This is a genomic window from Acinetobacter sp. YH16040_T, from assembly GCF_024605785.1.
Classification (GTDB): domain Bacteria; phylum Pseudomonadota; class Gammaproteobacteria; order Pseudomonadales; family Moraxellaceae; genus Acinetobacter; species Acinetobacter amyesii.
Genome location: NZ_CP094541.1, coordinates 3,085,376 through 3,105,687, shown reverse-complemented (window position 1 = coordinate 3,105,687; position 20,312 = coordinate 3,085,376). Strand labels below are relative to the sequence as shown.

Below are 20,312 nucleotides of genomic sequence, written 5' to 3'. Positions count from 1 at the left end.
TGCGGAATTCTCCATCTATAATCTGTGATTTAGATGGAGATGGATAGCACGCCTTTTCAGTCGGGTCTTTCTTGGTTTTGGATGTATTCTCGAATTACATCAATTGTCGCTCCACCTGTTGTAAGTAGACAGTATGCCCTCGTCCAAAGCACAGGTTTCCAATAATAAGGTTTTAGTTCTTCACCGAACTCCTTGCGTATCAGTCTGCTTGATACAGTTTTTAGATTATTGATGAATTTACTTGGCATGATGTTCGGGTGCATATCTAACAATAAGTGAATATGATCAGCTTCACCATTGAACTCAATCAAGTCAATCTCCCAATCAGCACAGTTCTTTTTTACAATTTCTTCAAGCCGATTGATCATCTCATTTGAAAGGCATTTCTTGCGATATTTTGTTACCAACACTAAATGATATGTAAGTTTATAAACACAGTGATAATGTGACTTCATTACATTTACACTAAGCAATTAATTTGCTAAATTATAACCATGAAACAACCTTTTTTGAAAGCGTATAAATATCGCATCTATCCTACTTCTGAGCAGAAAGTGCAATTTGAAAAGCACTTCGGATGCACTCGCTTTATTTTCAATTGGGCTTTAGCACTTCAAACTAAAGCTCATTCTGAAACTCAAAAATTATTATCAAAAAAGGATATTCAAGACCAATTAGTTGCCATGAAAAAACAACCTGAATTCGAATGGTTGAACGAGGTGAATAGTCAATCACTTCTTAGTGGGTTACTTCACCTACACACTGCTTACAACAACTTTTTTCAGCGATTAAAGAAAGGCAAGGTTGAATTCAGAAAGATCAAAGGATATAAACCAAATCCTGATGAAAAACGCCCATTAAGTCATCTTGTCGGCTACCCACGGTTCAAATCCAAGAAAATACCGCAACGGTCTTATCAATGCCCTCAGCACGCAACAGTGAGCTTTGAGAACGGATTACTTCATCTACCTAAAATTAAAGGGATAAAAACTGTATTTAGTCGGGTATTTAATGGGAAAATCAAAACTGTCACTATTAGCAAAACAGCGACAGGTAAGTATTATGCTTCGATTTTGGTCGAGTCAGAGTTAGAACTTGTTGCATCAACAACAATTCAAGCTGATCAAACCATCGGAATTGATATGGGTTTGAATCACATGCTCATTCAATCCGATGGTAATAAGGTTGAAAATCCAAAATACTTGCGACAGGCTCAAAACCGACTATCCATACAGCAGAAGATATTTGCTCGAAAGAAGAAAGAATCAAAGAATTATCAACGTCAAAAATTAAGTGTTGCATTCATCCATGAAAAAGTGCGCCTGCAACGCTTAGACCTACATCACAAACTCACGCATTACTTGATCTGTGAAAACCAAGCGACCACGTATGCTGTAGAAGATTTAGGGATAAAAAACATGGTAAGAAATCGAAAATTAGCCAAGTCCATTTCGGATGTGGCTTGGGGTCAATTTCTTACGATATTGCAATACAAGGCAAAATGGTTCGGTAAGAATGTGCTACAAATTGGAAGATTCGTTCCAAGTTCTAAAGCATGTTCATGTTGTGGTTATACTATGACAAAATTGCCACTAAGCATAAGAGAATGGCAATGTCCTGACTGTGAAACAGTGCATGATCGTGATTTGAATGCAAGCTTGAATATACGCAATTTCGCTTTAGCTGATGCACTAGGACATAGTACTGTATAAAGAGTTCCTGTACCGCCATACTGTCAGCGCAGTGCGGTATCGAAAGGTGCAATCTCTAAGATTGCATGGGTCGCAAAGATTCCCCCACCATAGCTCTTAGCTTGGTGGTGGGAGTATGTCAAGAATCCTTCTAAATCTGCTGTAGGTAGACTCCAGAAAATGCTCGAAAGGCGCTGTTCAGGCTGCGTTGGAATTGCTCCCGTAGGCATTACACCCATCATGATGTTGGAGCGGTCATAGAACTGATGCAAGATCTGCGGATTCAGCACTTCGCATTCAGGCACGATGATCCACTTTGCACCCCAAGGGTAGGCTTGGTTGAGCTTTTCCCATGCTTTAGGGCGTAAATGGCTGCGTGCGCCATTGGCGATCAACACGAGATCAAATTGACGTTGAAAGGATTGATCTGCGGATTGTCCAATCACGTTTATACCGTCACTGGACTCTTGAAGTTCATGTACCTCATGCGCCATACACCACTCAACGTGTTGAGGATATTCTCGGACTTTGGATGCAAGGACATGACAGAGTGTGGCACGGTGAATGCCGAGTCCATATGAACGTTCATCGGCTTGTCGATATTGACTGTTTATCAGCAAGTCGCCGCCAGCCAGTTGACCTTCAAGACCGGTTACCACAGCGCCAAGGCTTAAGGCTTGTTCCAAAATGCCTAAATGTTCGAAAACTGCCAGTCCGGCAGGTTGTAATAATAATCCTGCGCCCACAGGTTCAAGTTGTGAGACTTTTTCATATAAGCAGATCTGATGGCCTTGAGCAGCAAGCATTGCTGCAGCAGCTAATCCTGCCGTACCTGCACCGATGATGGCAATATTTTGAGTTTTCATTGTTTTAAAAGTTGATTTTATCTCAGCCCAATGTATCAAAGATGCTGCATAAAACCCAATAAAAAAGCCCTCAAAAGGGCTTTTTTAGGGGTGAGTCAAGTCTTACCAGTGTTCACCTGGGAATAGGCGAGCATATGCCTTTTGTACCCAATTGAGTTTTTCTTGCTTACCAATAGACGCTGAAGAGCTTGGGAACAAGTTATAACCAATCGACATGAGTTTGTTGTTAATGTCTGGAGCAATTGAGTAGGTAATAGAAGCCAGACGGCCCAAATTGGTCGCCACTTTCTTTGGACGTTTCACGATGGCATAGGCAATCAGGTCAGTCGCTTGTTCTGGAGAAAGCGTTGGAACGTATTTATAAATTTTGGTTGGAGCGATCATTGGCGTGCGCACCAATGGCATGTAGACCGACGTGATGGCAATATTATGCGAGTGAACTTCAGCGCTCAGGCAACGGCTAAAAGCATCTAATGCGGCTTTAGACGCAACATAGGCAGAGAAGCGTGTTGCATTGGCCAATACACCAATCGAACTGATGTTGATGATATGACCTTCACGACGAATCATCATTTTAGGCAACAGGTTCATCACCAAACGTACCGCGCCAAAATAGTTCAACTGCATAGTACGTTCAAAATCATGGAAACGATCGGTTGATTCATGTACGGCACGACGAATAGAACGGCCAGCGTTATTAATTAAGATATCAATATGATCGACGGAAGCGAGGATTTGTTGTGCCACAGCATCAATGGAGTCCATATCATTGAGGTCACATGGGAAAACATCGGCTTTACCGCCAGTGGCTTCAATTTCAGCTTTTACGGCATCAAGAGTTTCTTTGGTACGTGCAACCAGTAGAACATGTGCGCCTGCGTTGGCAAGGCGATGCGCTGTGGTTAAACCGATACCACTTGATGCACCGGTGATTAAAATGGTCTTACCGTTGACACGGTCAACGAAACGTTTCTCAAGTCTTGAATTCACGATGAGGTTCCCTGTTAAATCAGTTTTATTGTATTCATTTATCGGCCCGACAACGCTATGTGCAGGGCTGTTTTAAGTCAGCGGTATGATAGCGTTTTATTCAAAAAAAGCCATATGATAAGTAATTGAAAATAAAATAATATTTAGAGTTTTTACTCTAAATTAAAATCCCTATTTACTCAATTTTTAACACATAAATATGTGAAAGAGAAGTGCTTTTATCAACATCGTTGCAACCTAAAAAAGTCGATTTTCAAGATAAATAAAATTGTAAATAAATATAGAAGCAGGGCCATAGATGCCCAAAGTTGGAAGGCGGATTATGTGGGAGTGGTTATTTAAATGAAATGGAAATAAAAACAGGCCTTAAAAATAAGACCTGTGGACTGTGCAATTATGGTTTAAACAGCAGCTAAGGCTTGCTCTAAGTCTGCAATCAAGTCATCCGCATGTTCGATCCCAATCGATAAACGAACCATATCAATGCTGACCCCCGCTGCTTTGAGTTCATCTTCATTGAGCTGACGATGTGTCGTGGTCGCAGGATGGCAGGCTAAACTTTTGGCATCACCAATATTCACAAGGCGAGTAAACAACTGCAAGGCATCGATGAAACGTGTGCCACCTGCAAGGCCATCTTGAACGCCGAATGAAAGAATCGCAGATGGTTTGCCTTTGACATATTTTTGCGCCAAAGCATGCTGAGGATGGTCTTTTAGGCCAGCGTAGTTGACCCATTTTACTTTTGGATGCGCTTGTAAATATTCCGCCACTTTTTGCGCATTTTCAGTATGACGCTCCATGCGCAGGCTTAAGGTTTCCAAACCTTGTAAGATTAAGAATACATTATGCGGGCTGATCGCAGCGCCTGTATTACGCAGTGGGACCACGCGCGCACGGGCAATGTAGGCTGCGTCACCTAAGGCTTCGACATAATTGACCCCGTGGTAGCTTGGATCAGGGGTGTTGAGTGATTTAAAGCGTTCAGGGTATTTGCCCCAAGGAAATTTGCCGCTATCGACGATGATGCCGCCGATCGAATTACCATGACCGCCAATATATTTTGTGAGTGAGTGCACCACGATGTCGGCACCAAATTCAAATGATTTTTGCAGAACAGGTGTGGCCACAGTATTGTCTACGACTACAGGTATGCCAAATTCATGCGCAATTTTCGAAATTGCTTCGAGGTCAATAATATTGCCCAATGGGTTACCAATAGATTCGACAAAGACCAGCTTGGTTTTGTCATCGATGAGGCTACGCAGTGCTTCGGGGTTTTGATAATCAAAGAAGCGAACTTCAATGCCTTGTTTCGGCAAGGTGTGGGCAAACAGATTATATGTGCCGCCATATAGGGTCGAAACTGAAGCGATATTGTCGCCCGCTTCAGCAATGGTTTGAATCGCATATGTAATGGCAGCCATACCTGATGCCAACGCCAGTGCGCCTATACCGCCTTCGAGCGCTGCAACACGCTGTTCAAGTACCGCCGTGGTTGGATTCATAATGCGGGTATAAATATTACCCTGAACTTTTAAGTCAAATAAATCAGCACCATGCTGCGTGTTATCAAACGAATATGATGTTGTTTGATAGATCGGCACCGCAACCGCTTTGGTGGTTGGCTCCGGTGTATACCCCGCGTGAATTGCTAAAGTTTCATCTTTATAGGTCATGATTACTTCATCTAAGAGAGCTAGTTTTTAAACAGTCTATCACTTATATATATGAATAAAAGTGCTTTATTTATAAAATGAATATCATAATTATTCATATTATTGAAAAATTTTCAGCTAAAGATGAGCGAAATCATGCTTAAAAACGCATGTTTAAATTTTGTTCGCCATTAAACTTGTAACAATGCATTGAAGGCGTGTGCGAAACCTTATTTTTTCACGACTTTATGCGTATAATAGCCGATTATTTTTTCGCTCAATTGAGCAGGGGCAACTTTGTGTTGTTCCGTATATGTTTTGACTATTGAGGAGTCCTAAGTGGCCCAATATATTTACACGATGAACCGTGTGTCGAAGATGGTTCCGCCTAAGCGCGAAATCCTGAAAGACATCTCTTTATCATTTTTCCCAGGCGCAAAAATTGGTGTGCTTGGTCTAAACGGTGCAGGTAAATCTACCTTGCTTCGTATTATGGCGGGCGTAGATAAAGATTTCTCAGGTGAAGCACGTGCTCAACCGGGTATCAAAATTGGTTACCTTGAACAAGAGCCGCCATTGGATGAAAGCAAAGACGTTCGTGGTAACGTTGAAGACGGTTTGCGTGAACCGTTGGATGCTTTGGCGCGTCTTGATGAAGTGTTTGCAGAATATGCAGCAGAAGATGCTGACTTTGATGCACTTGCAAAAGAACAAGAGAAGTTAGAAGCGATTATCCATTCATGGGATGCACATAACATTGTCAACCAAATGGATCAGGCTGCTGCAGCGTTGAATCTTCCAGCTTGGGATGCAGATGTATCTAAGTTGTCTGGTGGTGAGCGCCGTCGTGTTGCACTTTGCCGTTTGTTATTGTCTAAACCAGACATGCTGCTTCTAGACGAACCGACGAACCATTTGGATGCTTCATCAGTATCTTGGTTAGAACGTTTCTTGAAAGACTTCCCAGGTACAATTGTTGCGATTACCCATGACCGTTACTTCTTGGATAACGTGGCAGAGTGGATTCTTGAGCTTGACCGCGGCATGGGTATTCCATACCAAGGCAACTATTCTTCTTGGTTAGAGCAGAAAAATGCTCGTTTAGAGCAAGAACAGAAGCAAGAAGAATCTTTTGCTAAAGCATTGAAAAAAGAACTTGAATGGGTTCGTTCAAATGCCAAAGGTCAGCAAAAGAAAAACAAAGCGCGTATGGAGCGTTTTGAAGAGCTTAACTCACGCGAATTCCAACAGCGTAACGAAACGTCTGAAATCTACATTCCACCTGGTCCACGTCTAGGCAACAAGGTTGTAGAAGTTGAAGGCATCAGCAAGTCGTTTGGTGATCGTACGCTTTATAAAGACTTATCATTCGTTGTACCACCTTGTGCCATTGTGGGTATCGTGGGTGAGAACGGTGCGGGTAAAACCACATTGTTCCGTATGATGACAGGCGAACAACAACCAGATACAGGTACAGTTACACTGGGTGAGTCTGTTAAAGTGGCTTACGTGGGTCAGATTCGTGACACCTTAGATGACAACAAAACTGTTTGGGAAGAAGTTTCTGGCGGTTTAGATATCTTGAAAATTGGTGAATACGAAATCGCATCTCGTGCGTATATCGGTCGCTTTAACTTCAAAGGTCAAGATCAGCAAAAACGTGTAGGTCAATTGTCAGGTGGTGAACGTAACCGTTTACAACTTGCGAAAATCCTGCAAATGGGTGCAAACGTCATCTTACTCGATGAACCGTCAAACGACTTGGATATTGAAACTTTACGTGCGCTTGAGGATGCAATTCTGGTATTCCCGGGTACAGTCATGGTGATCTCGCATGACCGTTGGTTCCTCGACCGTATTGCAACGCACATCTTGTCATTTGAAGGTGAAACCCCTGAATTCTTCACGGGTAACTACCATGAATTTGAAGAATACCGTCGTAAACGTGATGGTGATGACCTTGTTGCAAAGCGTCAAAAATACCGCAAAATTGGCAACTAAGTTCCAGTTTTAAAATAAAAAAACCAGCCTGCGGGCTGGTTTTTTATTACTTAGGATGCAATGACTATACGACAATGTCTTCATAGGCATGATGTAAGACGTAGTCTGCTTGTTCATGGCCTTGTGCAGCGGCTTTACTGAGCCAAAGCTGTGCAAGTTCATAATTGCGGTCTAAGCCGAGTTCTCCACGTAAATAACCGAGACCTAAGCGATATTGGGCATCTTTATGACCTTTTAATGCGGCACTTAAAAAATTCCACATGGCATTGCGATAGTCAGTAGGGGATTGGTCTGCTGAATCCATAGTATGGTGACTGAGAAAGTCTTGATGGTGTTGAGCCGCAAGAATTTCAAAATAAGTCCCTTGGGCGTAATCACCCTCGGCTTCTGGAACCGAAAGATGCATTCCTTGCAACTTTGGATTCATCTGTTGTGACAACAGTGCATAAATTTTTTTCAGAGCTTGTATCATCATTGTTAAACTCCTTGTTGCTAAGTATAACCACTTGATTAATAAAAAATATTAACAGTAGTCATTCGTGCGCTGCGATGAATGATTTAATTGTTTTAAACAGATCACACTTAAGATGAAAATTAGCATGCTTGTCATGATATGTGAATAGGTATTAAAAAAATATTTATCAAATGGAGCGTAAAACTCTGTCCTTCAGGTCAGAGATATAAGCGACACGACATGAAGTGTCGTTTGATTTAACTAAGGACTATTTTCCTTGAGTTCTGATTGTTAATATAAGTACATGAAAACCCTTAAATTACGTATAAAAGACAAACATCGCAAGGTGTTAGACCAACTAGCATCAGAAGTGAACTTCGTCTGGAATTATGTCAATGATTTAGGGTTTAGGCATTTGAAGCGGAAAGGTGAATTTCTCTCTGCTTTTGATATTGCCAAATATACGAAAGGCACATCCAAAGAATGTAATTTACATAGTCAAACCATTCAGGCTGTAACTGAAGAATTAGTCACCCGAAGAAAGCAATTTAAAAAGGCAAAGCTGAAATGGCGTGTCAGCAATAAAAAATCAGCAAGGCGCTCTTTGGGATGGGTTCCCTTTAAAAAGGTGGCTATCAAATATGCCAATGGATATGTCCAGTATGGAAAACACCAATTTAAGCTTTGGGATAGCTACGGTTTAAGCAAATACACGTTAAAAACAGGTTCATTTGTAGAGGATAGCCGTGGGCGTTGGTATGTATGTCTTGTTGTTGAATCGCCTAAGCAAGATAAATCGACAGCAACCAAAGCGATTGGTATTGATCTAGGCTTAAAAGATATTGCCACCTGTTCTGATGGCACTGTAATTTCAAATCCAAAATTCTATCGAAAATATGAGCAGAAATTAGGTATTGCTCAGAGAGCCAGGAATAAGAAGCGTGTTCGTGCATTACACGCCAAGATTGCAAATAGTCGAAAAGATCATTTGCATAAAGCAAGCACCAAGCTTGTGAATGAAAATGCATTGATTATTGTAGGTGACTTGAGTGCTAAAAAATTAGTAAAAACCAAAATGGCAAAATCTGTTTTGGATACAGGATTTTCTGCACTAAAAACAATGCTCAAGTATAAATGCGAGAACGCAGGCGTATTGTTTGAAGAAGTCCAAGAAGCCTATACCACCCAAATCTGTTCGTGCTGCGGTGAGATCACCTCAAGTAGTCCAAAAGGTAAGACAGATCTTGGAATAAGAGAATGGGAGTGCATGAGCTGTGGTACAGCTCATGATCGAGATATAAACTCAGCTCTAAACATTCTTGCGCTTGGGCATAAGCGTCTAGCTGTAGGAATCACCCTCTTTTAAGGGGGTGAGGATGTCAAAAGTAATTTCAGTCATCTAGATCGCGAAAAATTAATTTGAATAAATTGAAAGAGGATGCTGAAAAAGCAGTTTTTAAGCTTGAAAGTAAAACGTAATACTGAAGGTTGAATGATGTAATTTTATTACGTTTGCTGCACCTGTTAAGCTCATGACTGAAGAATATATAATTTATAAAGGTCAGAAAATAATGAGTGAGCATCATGGGCATGACCACAGCCATGCCGTTGTCACAGAAGGGAATGTCAAAAAATTAAGTTTTGCTTTAGCACTGACCACGACATTTTTGATTGTTGAAGTCATTGCTGGATTTATGACGCAAAGTTTGGCGCTATTGTCAGATGCGGCACATATGTTCACCGATGCTGCAGCCCTTGCCATAGCATTGGTCGCGATCAAAATTGGCAAGCTTCCTGCTGATAACAAACGTACCTTTGGCTATCAGCGTTTTGAAATTTTGGCAGCCTTGTTTAATGCCTTGATGCTATTTGTGGTTGCGATTTATATTTTGTATGAGGCCTATCAGCGCTTTTCAACGCCGCCGGAAATTCAAAGTATGGGCATGATGATTGTGGCCGTCATCGGTCTAATCATTAACTTAATCTCGATGCGTATTTTATTTTCCAGTTCGCAAGAAAGCTTGAATGTGAAAGGAGCGTATCTAGAGGTGTTGAGTGATGCCTTAGGTTCGGTGGGTGTGATTATTGGCGCGGCGATTATTTATTTTACGGGCTGGATGTGGGTCGATACCCTTATAGCGGTGCTCATTGGTTTTTGGGTCTTACCAAGGACTTGGATTTTACTCAAACAAAGTATCAATATTTTATTGGAAGGCGTGCCTGAAGAAATCGACATAGAAAAGTTACGCAATGATTTATTGGCACTCAAAGGGGTGGAGAGCATTCACCAGTTAAAGGTCTGGGCAATAACGTCAAAGAATGTGCATTTGACGGTTCATCTCTTTGCACCTGAAGCCGATCGTAATGCCTTGTATTTTGAGGCGATTGAAATGTTGCAACATGAACATGGAATCACGGAGATGACATTGCAAATCGAAGAAGATGAATGTGTGGTACACCAACACACCCAAAAGTCTGATCATGCACATGAGCACCTTCAAGATGATCACGCGCATTCTTATGATGAACCACATCAGCACTAATGCTGATGTGATTTAAATGGCCTGTTTAGATTTCCCACTCATGATTACATTCGCGGCATTTCCATTTTTTCTGTGATTGCATAAAACCTTGCATTGAGATTTTAAAATCTGGCAGGTCGCGATAGAACATGAAGCCTGCAATCAAGCAAGCAATAAATACAACAACAGTCGCAGTTTGTAATGTAGTACCTGCACCGTCACCAAAAATCCACATTGCGATGCTGATAATCACCAACAGTAAAAGAATAAATACCGCAGGGATGAGGATAATCAGGCTTTTAGGCACGACAGGACGAGCAACAGGCTGGCCTGCTTGCGCAAGAGGCATAATTTTAGGGCTTTGACATTTAGGGCAACGGTATTGCATTGCAACTCCATAATTTTAATCTATGGTTTATTTTAATCAGAATGACGCAGAAAGCAAAAATACCGTAAATTTAAATCAGATAAAATTTAGGCAATAAAAAACCCAAGTCATAATGCTTGGGTTTTTTATAAGATGATTTGCATCACCTTGAATATGGCGTCCCTACGGGGATTCGAACCCCGGTTACCGCCGTGAAAGGGCGATGTCCTAGGCCTCTAGACGATAGGGACAATTTGAGGCAACTTAGAGTTGGTTGACACCATCTCTCGGTATGGGCGCTATATTAGGGGGATAACGCCCATCCGTCAACTAAAAAATCAATTAAGCTTCATCAACTGCATCATTTTTCGGCAGTTTTAGGCTTTCATTGAGTTTTTCCCATGCTTTTGTTTCTTTTTTACTCGGACCGCCCACAATTTCAAGCGCATGACGTAAGCGAGCAAAGGTTAAATCAGGACCAATGGTTACCATCGATTGCATAACCGGTGTCGAAGATGTCGAACCAGCAATAGCAATAAAGAAGGTTGGCATGAAGTCACGAAGTTTAATGTCCATTTGGTTCGCCAAATCCATAAGCGTTTGGCTGACAGTGTCATTGTTCCAAGTGAACATGCTTTCTAGACGCCAAATGGCAAATTGAAGGCTTTGACGAACTTGTTCTTCAGTCAATTTTTTGCTTTCAAACTGTTCTTTGCTGAGTGTTGGGAATTGGTTGAAATAAAAACCTGCCCAATTCACTGCTTCAGACAATAAATTAATACGTGGTTGAATCGCAGCAGCAATTTCTTCCAAGGTATTACGATCTGATTTCCAAGCCAGTAGGGTATCGAGCAATTGACCCGGTGTTAAACCTTTAATCCATTGACCATTTAACCAGTTTAGCTTTTCAACATCAAAGATTGGACCGCCTAGTGATACACGTTGAATGTCAAAGTGTTCAATCATTTCAGCCAAAGTGAATTTTTCACTTTCATCCGGCATTGACCAGCCCATGCGGCCTAAGTAGTTCAACAAGGCTTCTGGTAAAACGCCGATGTCTTTGTAGTAGTTAATTGATGTTGGGTTTTTACGTTTAGACAGTTTTGATTTATCTGGGTTACGTAACAGCGGCATGTGGCAAAGCACCGGCATGTCCCAACCAAAATATTTGTACAATAATTGGTGTTTAGGCGCAGAGGGAATCCATTCTTCACCACGAATCACGTGAGTGATTTCCATTAAATGGTCATCAACTACGTTTGCCAAGTGATACGTCGGTAAACCATCGGTTTTCAGTAGAATTTGCATGTCGACTTGCGCCCAAGGAATTTCGACTTCGCCACGCAGTAAATCGTTAAATTTACAAATCCCTTCTTCAGGCACTTTCATACGAATGACATGCGGTTCACCAGCAGCCAAACGCTGCGCCACTTCTTCCGCAGTGTGTTTTAAGCCACGTCCGTCGTAACGCGGTGATTCACCACGCGCTTGTTGTTCCGCACGCATTTGATCGAGTTCTTCTGCTGTTGCGAAGCAGTAGAATGCATGACCTTTTTCAACCAGTTCCAACGCATATTGTTTATAAATGTCCATACGTTCAGATTGGCGATATGGCGCATGAGGGCCACCCACATCTGGACCTTCTGACCAGTTCAAACCTAACCAACGCAATGAATCTAAAATCATTTTTTCAGATTCTGGGGTAGAGCGCAGTTGGTCTGTATCTTCAATACGAAGAATAAATTCACCGCCATGTTGCTTCGCAAAACATAAGTTAAACAATGCAATATAAGCAGTCCCAACATGCGGGAAACCAGTAGGAGAAGGTGCGATACGAGTACGAACAGTCATAATCAGCTTTTAATCAGAATGTAAATTGGGATCTATTATAACGAAAAAGCCTGATCACTTAATGCTTAATTCAACATTGAATGATCAGGCGTTTTTAGTGTTTTTTAGACGACAGTGGGGGAACTGGTCTAAAACAATAGCTTGGGCAGCATCAATATACTGATGTCGTTATGAGTTGCTACCAGAGAAAATGGCTTGAACAAAACGAGAAAAACTTTGGTTTTGTGATGCAAAGAAACTTTGAGTCGGTGCAGCTTTAATAGACGTAAGTACTTTTAAATTATCATCTGTACGGCCTTTACCTTCAGATTTTTGCTGATTAATCGCTTTTTCGATCAATGAGGTACGTTCAGCAGGCATCGTAAGTTTGTTATTCGATGCGGTGCTGGTTACAGCACAAAATCCAGTCTGTGCAGTCACGCTTAAACTTAAGCCTAGGCATAGTGCGTATGAAAATTTCATGTCCAAATCTCCCCCTAGTTTTGGTGATGGAACTTTTTATTTGCAAAATAGTTTTAATATTTAGACTACGATTTAACCATCTTTCGTAATTAAAAAGTAGAACTACGTCACAATTTTTACAAAAAAACTAAAAAAGTCTGTACTAGGATTACCTAAATAGACTGTTTTCTCTAGATTTTCGGATGTTTTAGCAAACAACTATGAAGATAGCATGGAGATCGCTTCTGATTGTTGCTGTATTAGCAGAATTAAAGCTTTAAATACGTTATTTTTAGATATCTTTAAAACAGAAATAGATTTGAATTTATATTATAGATATCTGATTGTTAAAGTTATTTTTGATTTATATAGTGCTCTCAATATCAATTTGAGTTTGAGCAGATGAAAAAAATAATAGCATCGGGAATTTTCGCTTTGTTGGGTGGGGTGGCGGTACAGGTGTATGCCGCAAAAGATTTCTTAAATGTTTCTTATGACCCAACACGTGAGTTTTATCAGGAATATAACCAAGAATTTGGACAATATTGGAAAAAACGTACAGGACAAGAGATTAATTTTAAACAATCACATGGTGGTTCTGGCAAACAAGCTCGTGCAGTGGCAACAGGTTTACAAGCAGACGTTGTCACTTTGGCATTGGCCAATGATATTGATGAAATTGTGGCGACTGGACAAATCAATAAAAATTGGCAAAAACAATTTCCACATAATTCTGCGCCGTATACCTCAACTATCGTATTTTTGGTGCGTAAGGGCAACCCGAAAAAAATTAAAGATTGGAATGACCTGACCAAACTGGGTGTTGAAATTATTACGCCAAATCCAAAAACAGGTGGGGCACCGCGTTGGATCTATTTATCAGCTTGGGGATATGCTTTAAAACAACCGGGTGGAAATGATGCCAAAGCCAAAGAATTGGTGAAAAAACTCTATAGCAATGTCAAAGTATTGGATTCTGGTGCACGTGGTTCACTCACGACCTTTGCTGAGCGTGGCATTGGAGATGTCTTACTATCTTGGGAAAATGAGGCACTATTAGCGACTCAGGGCTTAGGCAAAGATAAATATGACATTGTTTATCCGTCTATTTCGATTTTAGCTGAACCTTCGGTGGCTGTAGTAGATAAAACCGTCGACAAAAATGGTAATCGAAATTTGGCGAAGGGTTATTTAAACTATCTATATTCACCTAAGGGCCAAGAGCTGGCAGGTAAATATTTCTTCCGCCCTCGCGATGCAAAAGCCACAGCAAAATACGCTGTTCAATTCCCGAAAGTTCAAACCTTTACCATTGATAAAGTGTTTGGCGGTTGGGCAAAAGCGCAAAAGACACATTTTGTGAATGGTGCGATTTTCGATCAAATCTATAGTGAAAAGAATAAAGAGTAAGTCTGCAAATAAAGTTGATTGGTGTAAAAACGGATAATTGGGGTTATCCGTTTTTTTGCATATGTAATGCATAAAAATCTATATATAGAGAATAAGTAGATTGTTTTTGTGTATTTTAATATGAAAAACAAACAATTAAATTCGCTACGTTAGCTGTATCCAGCAAGACGTCTAAACTTGCTGCAATTGCGATTTATGACTTTATTTCATATATTTAGCAGTATTGAATATAACTTTATGCTGGCTGTTATGAAAACTCAATTTAAGGCGTGGCTCAGTGCTGCGTTGCTTGCCACTGGTGTTGCTTTCTCAGCGTCTGCTCAGGCTGCTGATCGTGAATTTTTAAACGTTTCTTATGATGCAACGCGTGAATTTTATGACGAATTTAATAAGTCATTTGGCGCATATTGGAAAGAGCGTACGGGTAAAACGGTTGCATTTAAACAATCACATGGTGGTTCAGGTAAACAAGCCCGTTCTGTGGTTGACGGTTTAAAAGGTGATGTCGTGACTTTGGCATTGGCCAATGACATCGAAGAAATTGTAAAGTCTGGACAGATTCAGCCGGGTTGGCAAAAAGAGTTTCCACATAACTCAGCGCCATATACGTCAACGATTGTCTTCATGGTGCGTAAGGGCAACCCGAAACATATTAAAGATTGGTCTGATTTAACCAAACCGGGTGTACAAATTATTACCCCGAACCCGAAAACTGGCGGTCTCCCACGTTGGGTTTACTTGTCAGCTTGGGGTTATGCTTTGAAACAGCCGGGTGGTAATGAAGCGAAAGCCAAAGATTTCGTGGGTAAGATGTACCATAACGTAAAAGTAATGGACTCTGCGGCACGTGCATCGATGACTACATTTGCAGAACGTGGTATTGGTGATGTGTTATTGACTTGGGAAAACGAAGCTTTAGTTACGCAAAAAACTTTGGGTAAAAACAAATTTGATATCGTGTATCCATCGATGTCGATTTTGACTGAGCCTTCAGTGGCAATCGTAGACAAAACTGTCGATAAAAATGGTAATAAATGGTTAGCTCAAGGCTATATCAATTATCTTTATTCTCCATTAGGTCAAGAGATGGCAGCTCGTCATTTTTACCGCCCACGTAATGCAGCAGTTTTAGCAAAATATAAATCACAGTTCCCGCCATTAAAAACCTTTACCATTGATGAAGTGTTTGGTGGTTGGGCAAAAGCTCAACAAACACATTTTGTGAATGGTGCGATCTTCGATCAGATCTACAATAACAAGCGCTAATACATCGAAATCTATGATTTGAGATGTTCAAAGACCTCCTTCGGGAGGTTTTTTAATGGATGGCAAAAAATAAAAACGGTTTTCTCTATGGAAAGTAATATTTCTGTACAAAAAGACGTTTGGAGCTTTGCTAAAACAAGGTAATAATGTGCAGTTACATTTTTAGCTGTGTTGAACGAACCCTTATGTCGCATATTTCTGTATTACTTCATGAAACTGTTGATGCTTTACTGGCAGATCGCAATACAGGAATTTTCGTAGATGGCACATTTGGGCGTGGCGGTCATACACGTTTATTACTGTCTAAATTAGATGAAAATGCACGTGTTTATGCCTTTGATAAAGACCCACAAGCATTGGCCGTTGCAGCAGAATTAGAACAAGAAGATGCGCGTTTTAAAATTATTCACGCCAGTTTTGCAGACTTAAAAGAAGAACTGCGTAGTCGTGGTATCGATTTGGTCGACGGTATAATGGCGGATTTAGGGGTGTCATCTCCGCAGCTAGACCAAGCAGAACGTGGCTTTAGCTTTATGAAAGATGGCCCACTTGATATGCGTATGGACAACTCACAAGGCCCAACAGCCGCAGAGTGGTTGGTTGATATTGAAGAAGAAGATTTGGCCAATATTATTTTTAAATATGGTGAAGAACGTTATAGCCGCCGTATTGCCAAAGCGATTAAAGCGGCAGGGTATATTGAAACCACAGCTCAATTGGCTGAAATCGTGAAAGTTGCCCACCCGAAATGGGAAAAAAATAAACATGCAGCGACACGAACTTTCCAAGCAATTCGTATTGCTATTAACAAAGAACTCGACGATATTGATATCTTCTTACCTCAAGCGGTGGATATGCTGAAACCTGAAGGCACTCTTGCAGTGATCAGTTTCCACTCTTTAGAGGATCGTTTAATTAAACAATTTATTCAAAAAGAATCTACACTTGCAGAAGACACAGGCTGGGGTTTACCACAAAAACGCGAAGATACCCGCCGCTTAAAAAAAGTGTCACGAATTAAAGCAAGTGAAGAAGAAGTTAAAGCCAATCCACGATCTCGTAGTGCTTGGCTTCGTGTGGCAGAGCGTTTAGCTTAAAAGGCAAAGAATGAAAACCGAAGCAATCGAAAAAAACTCTGATCAATCGCAGTCAAAGAAAATCATTACATACGGCATTTTATTGCTCTTGGTTTTTGTGAGTGCGATTATGGTGGTGTTTCAAGTCTTTGAATATCGCCAAGATTATCGTCAATTGAGTACCTATATGCGTGAAAGGGATGACCTCAACGCAGAATGGGGACGTTTGCTGATCGAACAACAAACTTTTGGTGCAACAGCCCAAATTGGGACACGTGCAGTTACCCAATTACGGATGTATTCGCCTCCTATTGCACAAACCGTTGTTATTTCATTGCCACAAACTCCAGAACAGAAAAAATAGGCTGCCGGTCACATGGTTGAAAAGAGAAACAAACAAACTCCGCGTAAAAAACAGCAGTCTGTTACTGGTCGTACAGCCATTTCGGTGGAGATGTGGCGCTATCACTTGATGTGGGCGGTGGTTTTACTGTGCTTTATTGCATTGGTCGGGCGGGCTTTTTATGTACAAATCATCAATAAAGACTTTTTACAAAATAAAGCCAATGCCAAAATTTTAAGAACTGAAACCTTAAAAGCCATGCGCGGTGTAATCTATGACCGTCACGGCGTTCCTTTAGCCATTAGTACTCCGATCATGAAAATCGTGATCGATCCACGTGATTATTTTGACAATAAAAAACTCTTTGAAGAAATTACGGCGGAATTGGCTAAAGATCCAAACAATCGTAAGTTAAAACGTCAATTACCAGATAAAAATCTGAATTTAGATGAACTCGCTGATGCTGTAGGGATGGATCGTGCTGAACTGAGACGCAAAATGAATGAGCGTCCACGTTCACGTTATTTAGTTTTAAAGAAAGAAGTGCCACCACAACAAGCTGAATTGATCATGAAACGTGACTTTCAGGGGGTATATACCGAGAAAAACTATAAGCGCTACTATCCACAGCCTCAGCCAAACTCACAAATTATTGGTTTAACCAATAGTGAGGGTATGGGCATCGAAGGTTTAGAGATGCAATTGAATGAACGTCTTGCAGGCGTAGATGGTGCGCAGCAAATTGTCCGAGATAAAAAAGGCAACCGCGTTAAAGACCCTGAGATCGTGAAAGAAGTTGAGTCGGGTGAAAATATCACGCTGAGTATTGATTCACGTTTGCAATACATTATGTATCGTGAGTTGACTGCAGCCGGGGTAGCCAATAATGCACGTTCTGCCACAGCGATTGCTGTCGATGTCAAAACGGGTGAAATTTTAGCGATGACCTCTTGGCCGTCTTACAACCCAAATGATAAAAAAGGTGTCTTAAATAAAGATGCCATGCGTAACCGTGGTGCAATTGACTCCTTTGAGCCGGGTTCAACCATGAAGCCAATGACCGTGGCAATGGCGTTGGAAAGCGGTAAATACACGGCAAATACGGTGGTAAATACCACACCAGGTTCAATGCGCGTTGGGAATCATACTATTCGAGATACGCATAACTATGGCCCTCTGACTTTGGGCGGCATTATTCAAAAATCGTCTAACGTCGGTGTGGCAAAAATCGCTTTATCTCTCCCTTATGAAACATTACCGACCTTCTATCAACGTCTTGGCTTTGGTCAACGTTCAGCCGTGAAATTCCCCGGCGAAAGTGCTGGTCTGATTTTGCCGAAGAGCAAATGGAATGTGTCTGAAGTAGCAACCATGGCTTATGGTTATGGTTTGAACGCTACAGTGCTCCAACTGGCTGATGCTTATGCCATGATTGCCAACAAGGGCGTCAAAATGCCACTGAGCTTGTACAAGCTTGAGGAAAAGCCGAAAGGTGAGCAGATGATTGACCCTAAAATTGCTGATCAAGTGCTTTTAATGATGGAAGCGGTGACCTTACCGGGTGGTACGGCACGTCAAGCCAATATTCCGGGTTATCGCGTGGCAGGTAAAACTGGTACAGCACATAAATTACGTGCAGACCGTAAAGGTTATTCGACTTCAGAATATCGTGCACTCTTTGCTGGTGTCGCACCAGTGAGTGATCCACGTTTGGCCATGATTGTTGTGGTGGAAAACCCAACAGGTCAGTATTACGGTGGTCTGGTGGCTGCACCAGTTTTCGCTCGTGTAATGCAAGAATCTTTACGTTTAATGAACGTACCATTAGATAAACCTTTAGACACTCCTAAGATCCAGTAATAGGTGATGAATGAAAATTACGTTTCAAGATCTATACACCGTTGAACAGCCCGCTGAATGGATGTCGCAATCCTTTCAGGGCTTCAATCTGGATAGTCGCAAAATTACAGCAGGGCAAATATTTATTGCCCTGACTTCGTTTTCGCAACCTGAAAAAACAGCACAATTTGCACGTGCAGCGTTAGAGAATGGCGCGTTGGCAGTCATTTCAGAAACTGATTTGGGCTTGGATCAAAGTGTCGTGATCGCGGATGTGCGTCAATTGATGGGGCAGTGGCAAAAGCAATATTTACAGGCGACTCAACCAGCTCAAGCTGCACGAATTTTGGCAGTGACGGGTACCAATGGTAAAACCACGATCTCTCGTTTAATCGCTGAATTAATCATGCTGCAAGGCAAAAAATGTGCAGTGATGGGAACCACTGGTAACGGAATTTTACCGAATTTAGAAGCCTCTTCTCACACCACTTTAGATGCGTTACATATGCAAAATGCGTTGCATACCTATGCACTTGAAGGTGCAGAGTTTGCTGCCATTGAGGCAAGTTCGCATGGCTTAGAACAAGGTCGATTAAATGGCTGTGCAATTGAAATTGCCGCTTATAGCAATTTAAGTCGTGACCATTTGGATTATCATAAAACCCTTGAAGCCTATGCTGAAGCGAAATCACGTTTGTTTCAGTTTCCATCGCTCAAAGTTGCAGTCATCAATCTCGATGATGAACATGCAGAAGTGATGCTGAATGCCGCACGCCAAAACCCGGCTCAGCCTAAAATTTTGACTTATTCAACGCGTCAGGCTGCGGATTATCAAGTGACGGATATTCAATACAGCTTAACGGGCGCACAATTTAAATTGCGTACTGCTCAAGCTGAATTTGTGGTGCAAAGTCCATTATTGGGACACTTCAATATTGAAAATATTGTGGCGAGCTTAATTTCAGCGGAGCAAGCGGGTTTTGACTTATCTGCCTTGATCGCAACTGCGCCCGAGTTAAAAGGTGCACCGGGTCGTATGCAAGTGATTCGTGATGATGAACGCCTGTTTGTGGTGGATTATGCACATACACCAGATGCTTTAGTTCAAGTGTTACAGACTTTAAAACGTCATGTATCGCAACAGTTATGGGCGGTGTTTGGCTGTGGTGGTGATCGTGACCGTGGTAAGCGTCCATTGATGACACAAGCGGCATTAAACCATGCAGATGTTGCGTTGATTACCTCGGATAATCCACGTACTGAAAACCCAGAACAAATTTTTGCAGATATGAAGGCTGGTATTGATTTTACTGGAAAAACTGTCCATGAAATCCATGACCGCCGTGAAGCGATTAAATTCGCAGTCAACCATGCGCAAGCGGGTGATATTGTGGTGATTGCTGGTAAAGGCCATGAAAACTATCAAGAAATTGATGGTGTTCGACATTGGTTTGATGATGTGGTGGAAGTGAAATCAGCGATTGATTCCCAGCATCACAACACTGACTCGGCTTATCCAGCGCAATAGGAAACAGAT

The 20,312-nt window shown here is 41.4% G+C and carries 17 protein-coding genes, 1 tRNA gene and 1 pseudogene; 10 read left to right on the top strand and 9 right to left on the bottom strand.

From position 1 onward, the window contains the following. Positions 1 to 56 precede the first annotated feature (56 nt). Positions 57 to 455, bottom strand: coding sequence for an IS200/IS605 family transposase (gene tnpA, locus MST16_RS15310; RefSeq protein WP_152873595.1), 399 nt, complete (start codon positions 453 to 455; stop codon positions 57 to 59). Positions 456 to 494: 39 nt separating this feature from the next. Here tnpA and MST16_RS15305 point away from each other — a divergent pair, with 39 nt between their 5' ends. Then, a complete protein-coding gene (locus MST16_RS15305) occupies positions 495 to 1,712 on the top strand; it encodes an RNA-guided endonuclease TnpB family protein (protein WP_152873594.1) in 1,218 nt (405 codons plus the stop codon). Positions 1,713 to 1,831: 119 nt separating this feature from the next. Here MST16_RS15305 and MST16_RS15300 read toward each other — a convergent pair. The 3 genes and pseudogenes from MST16_RS15300 to MST16_RS15290 form a co-directional block, all read right to left on the bottom strand. Further along, positions 1,832 to 2,557 (bottom strand): annotated as a pseudogene (locus tag MST16_RS15300) (FAD-dependent oxidoreductase); the annotation flags it as partial. Positions 2,558 to 2,659: 102 nt separating this feature from the next. Then, the gene (locus tag MST16_RS15295) at positions 2,660 to 3,547 is read right to left on the bottom strand and encodes an SDR family NAD(P)-dependent oxidoreductase (protein ID WP_078189400.1); all 888 of its coding nucleotides are present in this window, start codon (positions 3,545 to 3,547) and stop codon (positions 2,660 to 2,662) included. A 401-nt stretch (positions 3,548 to 3,948) separates the two neighbouring features. After that, positions 3,949 to 5,226: an O-acetylhomoserine aminocarboxypropyltransferase/cysteine synthase family protein gene (locus tag MST16_RS15290; RefSeq protein WP_180092590.1), complete on the bottom strand. Its 1,278-nt coding sequence runs from the start codon at positions 5,224 to 5,226 to the stop codon at positions 3,949 to 3,951. Between the two features lie 318 nt (positions 5,227 to 5,544). On the opposite strand from MST16_RS15290, the gene ettA reads away from it, so the two are divergent. Continuing rightward, positions 5,545 to 7,206: an energy-dependent translational throttle protein EttA gene (gene ettA / locus MST16_RS15285; protein ID WP_180073466.1), complete on the top strand. Its 1,662-nt coding sequence runs from the start codon at positions 5,545 to 5,547 to the stop codon at positions 7,204 to 7,206. 64 nt (positions 7,207 to 7,270) lie between these two features. On the opposite strand, the gene MST16_RS15280 is transcribed toward ettA, so the two are convergent. Then, positions 7,271 to 7,681, bottom strand: coding sequence for an SEL1-like repeat protein (locus MST16_RS15280; RefSeq protein ID WP_180005476.1), 411 nt, complete (start codon positions 7,679 to 7,681; stop codon positions 7,271 to 7,273). Positions 7,682 to 7,964: 283 nt separating this feature from the next. On the opposite strand from MST16_RS15280, the gene MST16_RS15275 reads away from it, so the two are divergent. Continuing rightward, positions 7,965 to 9,026 (top strand): transposase, encoded by a 1,062-nt coding sequence (locus tag MST16_RS15275; protein WP_257245660.1) that lies wholly within the window; start codon positions 7,965 to 7,967, stop codon positions 9,024 to 9,026. A gap of 205 nt (positions 9,027 to 9,231) precedes the next feature. Continuing rightward, complete coding sequence (locus MST16_RS15270; RefSeq protein WP_180092187.1) at positions 9,232 to 10,203, top strand: cation diffusion facilitator family transporter; 972 nt, start codon at positions 9,232 to 9,234, stop codon at positions 10,201 to 10,203. Positions 10,204 to 10,228: 25 nt separating this feature from the next. Here MST16_RS15270 and MST16_RS15265 read toward each other — a convergent pair whose 3' ends face one another. From MST16_RS15265 to MST16_RS15250, 4 genes are all read right to left on the bottom strand, one after another. Next, positions 10,229 to 10,570, bottom strand: coding sequence for a hypothetical protein (locus MST16_RS15265; protein WP_078189395.1), 342 nt, complete (start codon positions 10,568 to 10,570; stop codon positions 10,229 to 10,231). Between the two features lie 154 nt (positions 10,571 to 10,724). Continuing rightward, a tRNA-Glu gene (locus MST16_RS15260) sits at positions 10,725 to 10,800 on the bottom strand. Positions 10,801 to 10,891: 91 nt separating this feature from the next. After that, complete coding sequence (gene gltX, locus MST16_RS15255) at positions 10,892 to 12,400, bottom strand: glutamate--tRNA ligase (protein ID WP_168378189.1); 1,509 nt, start codon at positions 12,398 to 12,400, stop codon at positions 10,892 to 10,894. 168 nt (positions 12,401 to 12,568) lie between these two features. Next, positions 12,569 to 12,862 carry a hypothetical protein gene (locus MST16_RS15250; RefSeq protein ID WP_180092190.1) on the bottom strand — a complete coding sequence of 98 codons (294 nt, stop codon included), beginning with the start codon at positions 12,860 to 12,862 and terminating at the stop codon, positions 12,569 to 12,571. A gap of 381 nt (positions 12,863 to 13,243) precedes the next feature. Between MST16_RS15250 and MST16_RS15245 the strand changes: the two genes are divergently transcribed. The 6 genes from MST16_RS15245 (at position 13,244) to MST16_RS15220 (ending at position 20,303) form a co-directional block, all read left to right on the top strand. After that, positions 13,244 to 14,251, top strand: a complete 1,008-nt coding sequence (locus MST16_RS15245; protein ID WP_180092193.1) for a sulfate ABC transporter substrate-binding protein — start codon at positions 13,244 to 13,246, stop codon at positions 14,249 to 14,251. A gap of 249 nt (positions 14,252 to 14,500) precedes the next feature. Next, positions 14,501 to 15,517: a sulfate ABC transporter substrate-binding protein gene (locus MST16_RS15240; RefSeq protein WP_078189545.1), complete on the top strand. Its 1,017-nt coding sequence runs from the start codon at positions 14,501 to 14,503 to the stop codon at positions 15,515 to 15,517. A gap of 185 nt (positions 15,518 to 15,702) precedes the next feature. Continuing rightward, entirely contained in the window at positions 15,703 to 16,614 is a 912-nt protein-coding gene (rsmH, locus tag MST16_RS15235; protein WP_180008673.1) for a 16S rRNA (cytosine(1402)-N(4))-methyltransferase RsmH, read from the top strand. A gap of 10 nt (positions 16,615 to 16,624) precedes the next feature. Further along, a complete protein-coding gene (ftsL, locus tag MST16_RS15230; protein ID WP_078189390.1) occupies positions 16,625 to 16,957 on the top strand; it encodes a cell division protein FtsL in 333 nt (110 codons plus the stop codon). A gap of 12 nt (positions 16,958 to 16,969) precedes the next feature. Further along, complete coding sequence (ftsI, locus tag MST16_RS15225) at positions 16,970 to 18,796, top strand: penicillin-binding protein PBP3 (RefSeq protein WP_180092196.1); 1,827 nt, start codon at positions 16,970 to 16,972, stop codon at positions 18,794 to 18,796. A 10-nt stretch (positions 18,797 to 18,806) separates the two neighbouring features. Next, the gene (locus tag MST16_RS15220; RefSeq protein ID WP_180092198.1) at positions 18,807 to 20,303 is read left to right on the top strand and encodes a UDP-N-acetylmuramoyl-L-alanyl-D-glutamate--2,6-diaminopimelate ligase; all 1,497 of its coding nucleotides are present in this window, start codon (positions 18,807 to 18,809) and stop codon (positions 20,301 to 20,303) included. Positions 20,304 to 20,312 lie beyond the last annotated feature (9 nt).

Bases quoted from the DNA above. Each gene is read 5' to 3' on its own strand.
- ftsL (WP_078189390.1), top strand. From the start codon at position 16,625: ATGAAAACCGAAGCAATCGAAAAAAACTCTGATCAATCGCAGTCAAAG.
- MST16_RS15270 (WP_180092187.1), top strand. From the start codon at position 9,232: ATGAGTGAGCATCATGGGCATGACCACAGCCATGCCGTTGTCACAGAA.
- MST16_RS15245 (WP_180092193.1), top strand. From the start codon at position 13,244: ATGAAAAAAATAATAGCATCGGGAATTTTCGCTTTGTTGGGTGGGGTG.
- MST16_RS15280 (WP_180005476.1), bottom strand. From the start codon at position 7,681: ATGATGATACAAGCTCTGAAAAAAATTTATGCACTGTTGTCACAACAG.
- MST16_RS15305 (WP_152873594.1), top strand. From the start codon at position 495: ATGAAACAACCTTTTTTGAAAGCGTATAAATATCGCATCTATCCTACT.
- gltX (WP_168378189.1), bottom strand. From the start codon at position 12,400: ATGACTGTTCGTACTCGTATCGCACCTTCTCCTACTGGTTTCCCGCAT.
- MST16_RS15265 (WP_078189395.1), bottom strand. From the start codon at position 10,570: ATGCAATACCGTTGCCCTAAATGTCAAAGCCCTAAAATTATGCCTCTT.
- MST16_RS15290 (WP_180092590.1), bottom strand. From the start codon at position 5,226: ATGACCTATAAAGATGAAACTTTAGCAATTCACGCGGGGTATACACCG.
- MST16_RS15220 (WP_180092198.1), top strand. From the start codon at position 18,807: ATGAAAATTACGTTTCAAGATCTATACACCGTTGAACAGCCCGCTGAA.
- rsmH (WP_180008673.1), top strand. From the start codon at position 15,703: ATGTCGCATATTTCTGTATTACTTCATGAAACTGTTGATGCTTTACTG.
- MST16_RS15275 (WP_257245660.1), top strand. From the start codon at position 7,965: ATGAAAACCCTTAAATTACGTATAAAAGACAAACATCGCAAGGTGTTA.
- ftsI (WP_180092196.1), top strand. From the start codon at position 16,970: ATGGTTGAAAAGAGAAACAAACAAACTCCGCGTAAAAAACAGCAGTCT.
- MST16_RS15240 (WP_078189545.1), top strand. From the start codon at position 14,501: ATGAAAACTCAATTTAAGGCGTGGCTCAGTGCTGCGTTGCTTGCCACT.
- tnpA (WP_152873595.1), bottom strand. From the start codon at position 455: ATGAAGTCACATTATCACTGTGTTTATAAACTTACATATCATTTAGTG.
- MST16_RS15250 (WP_180092190.1), bottom strand. From the start codon at position 12,862: ATGAAATTTTCATACGCACTATGCCTAGGCTTAAGTTTAAGCGTGACT.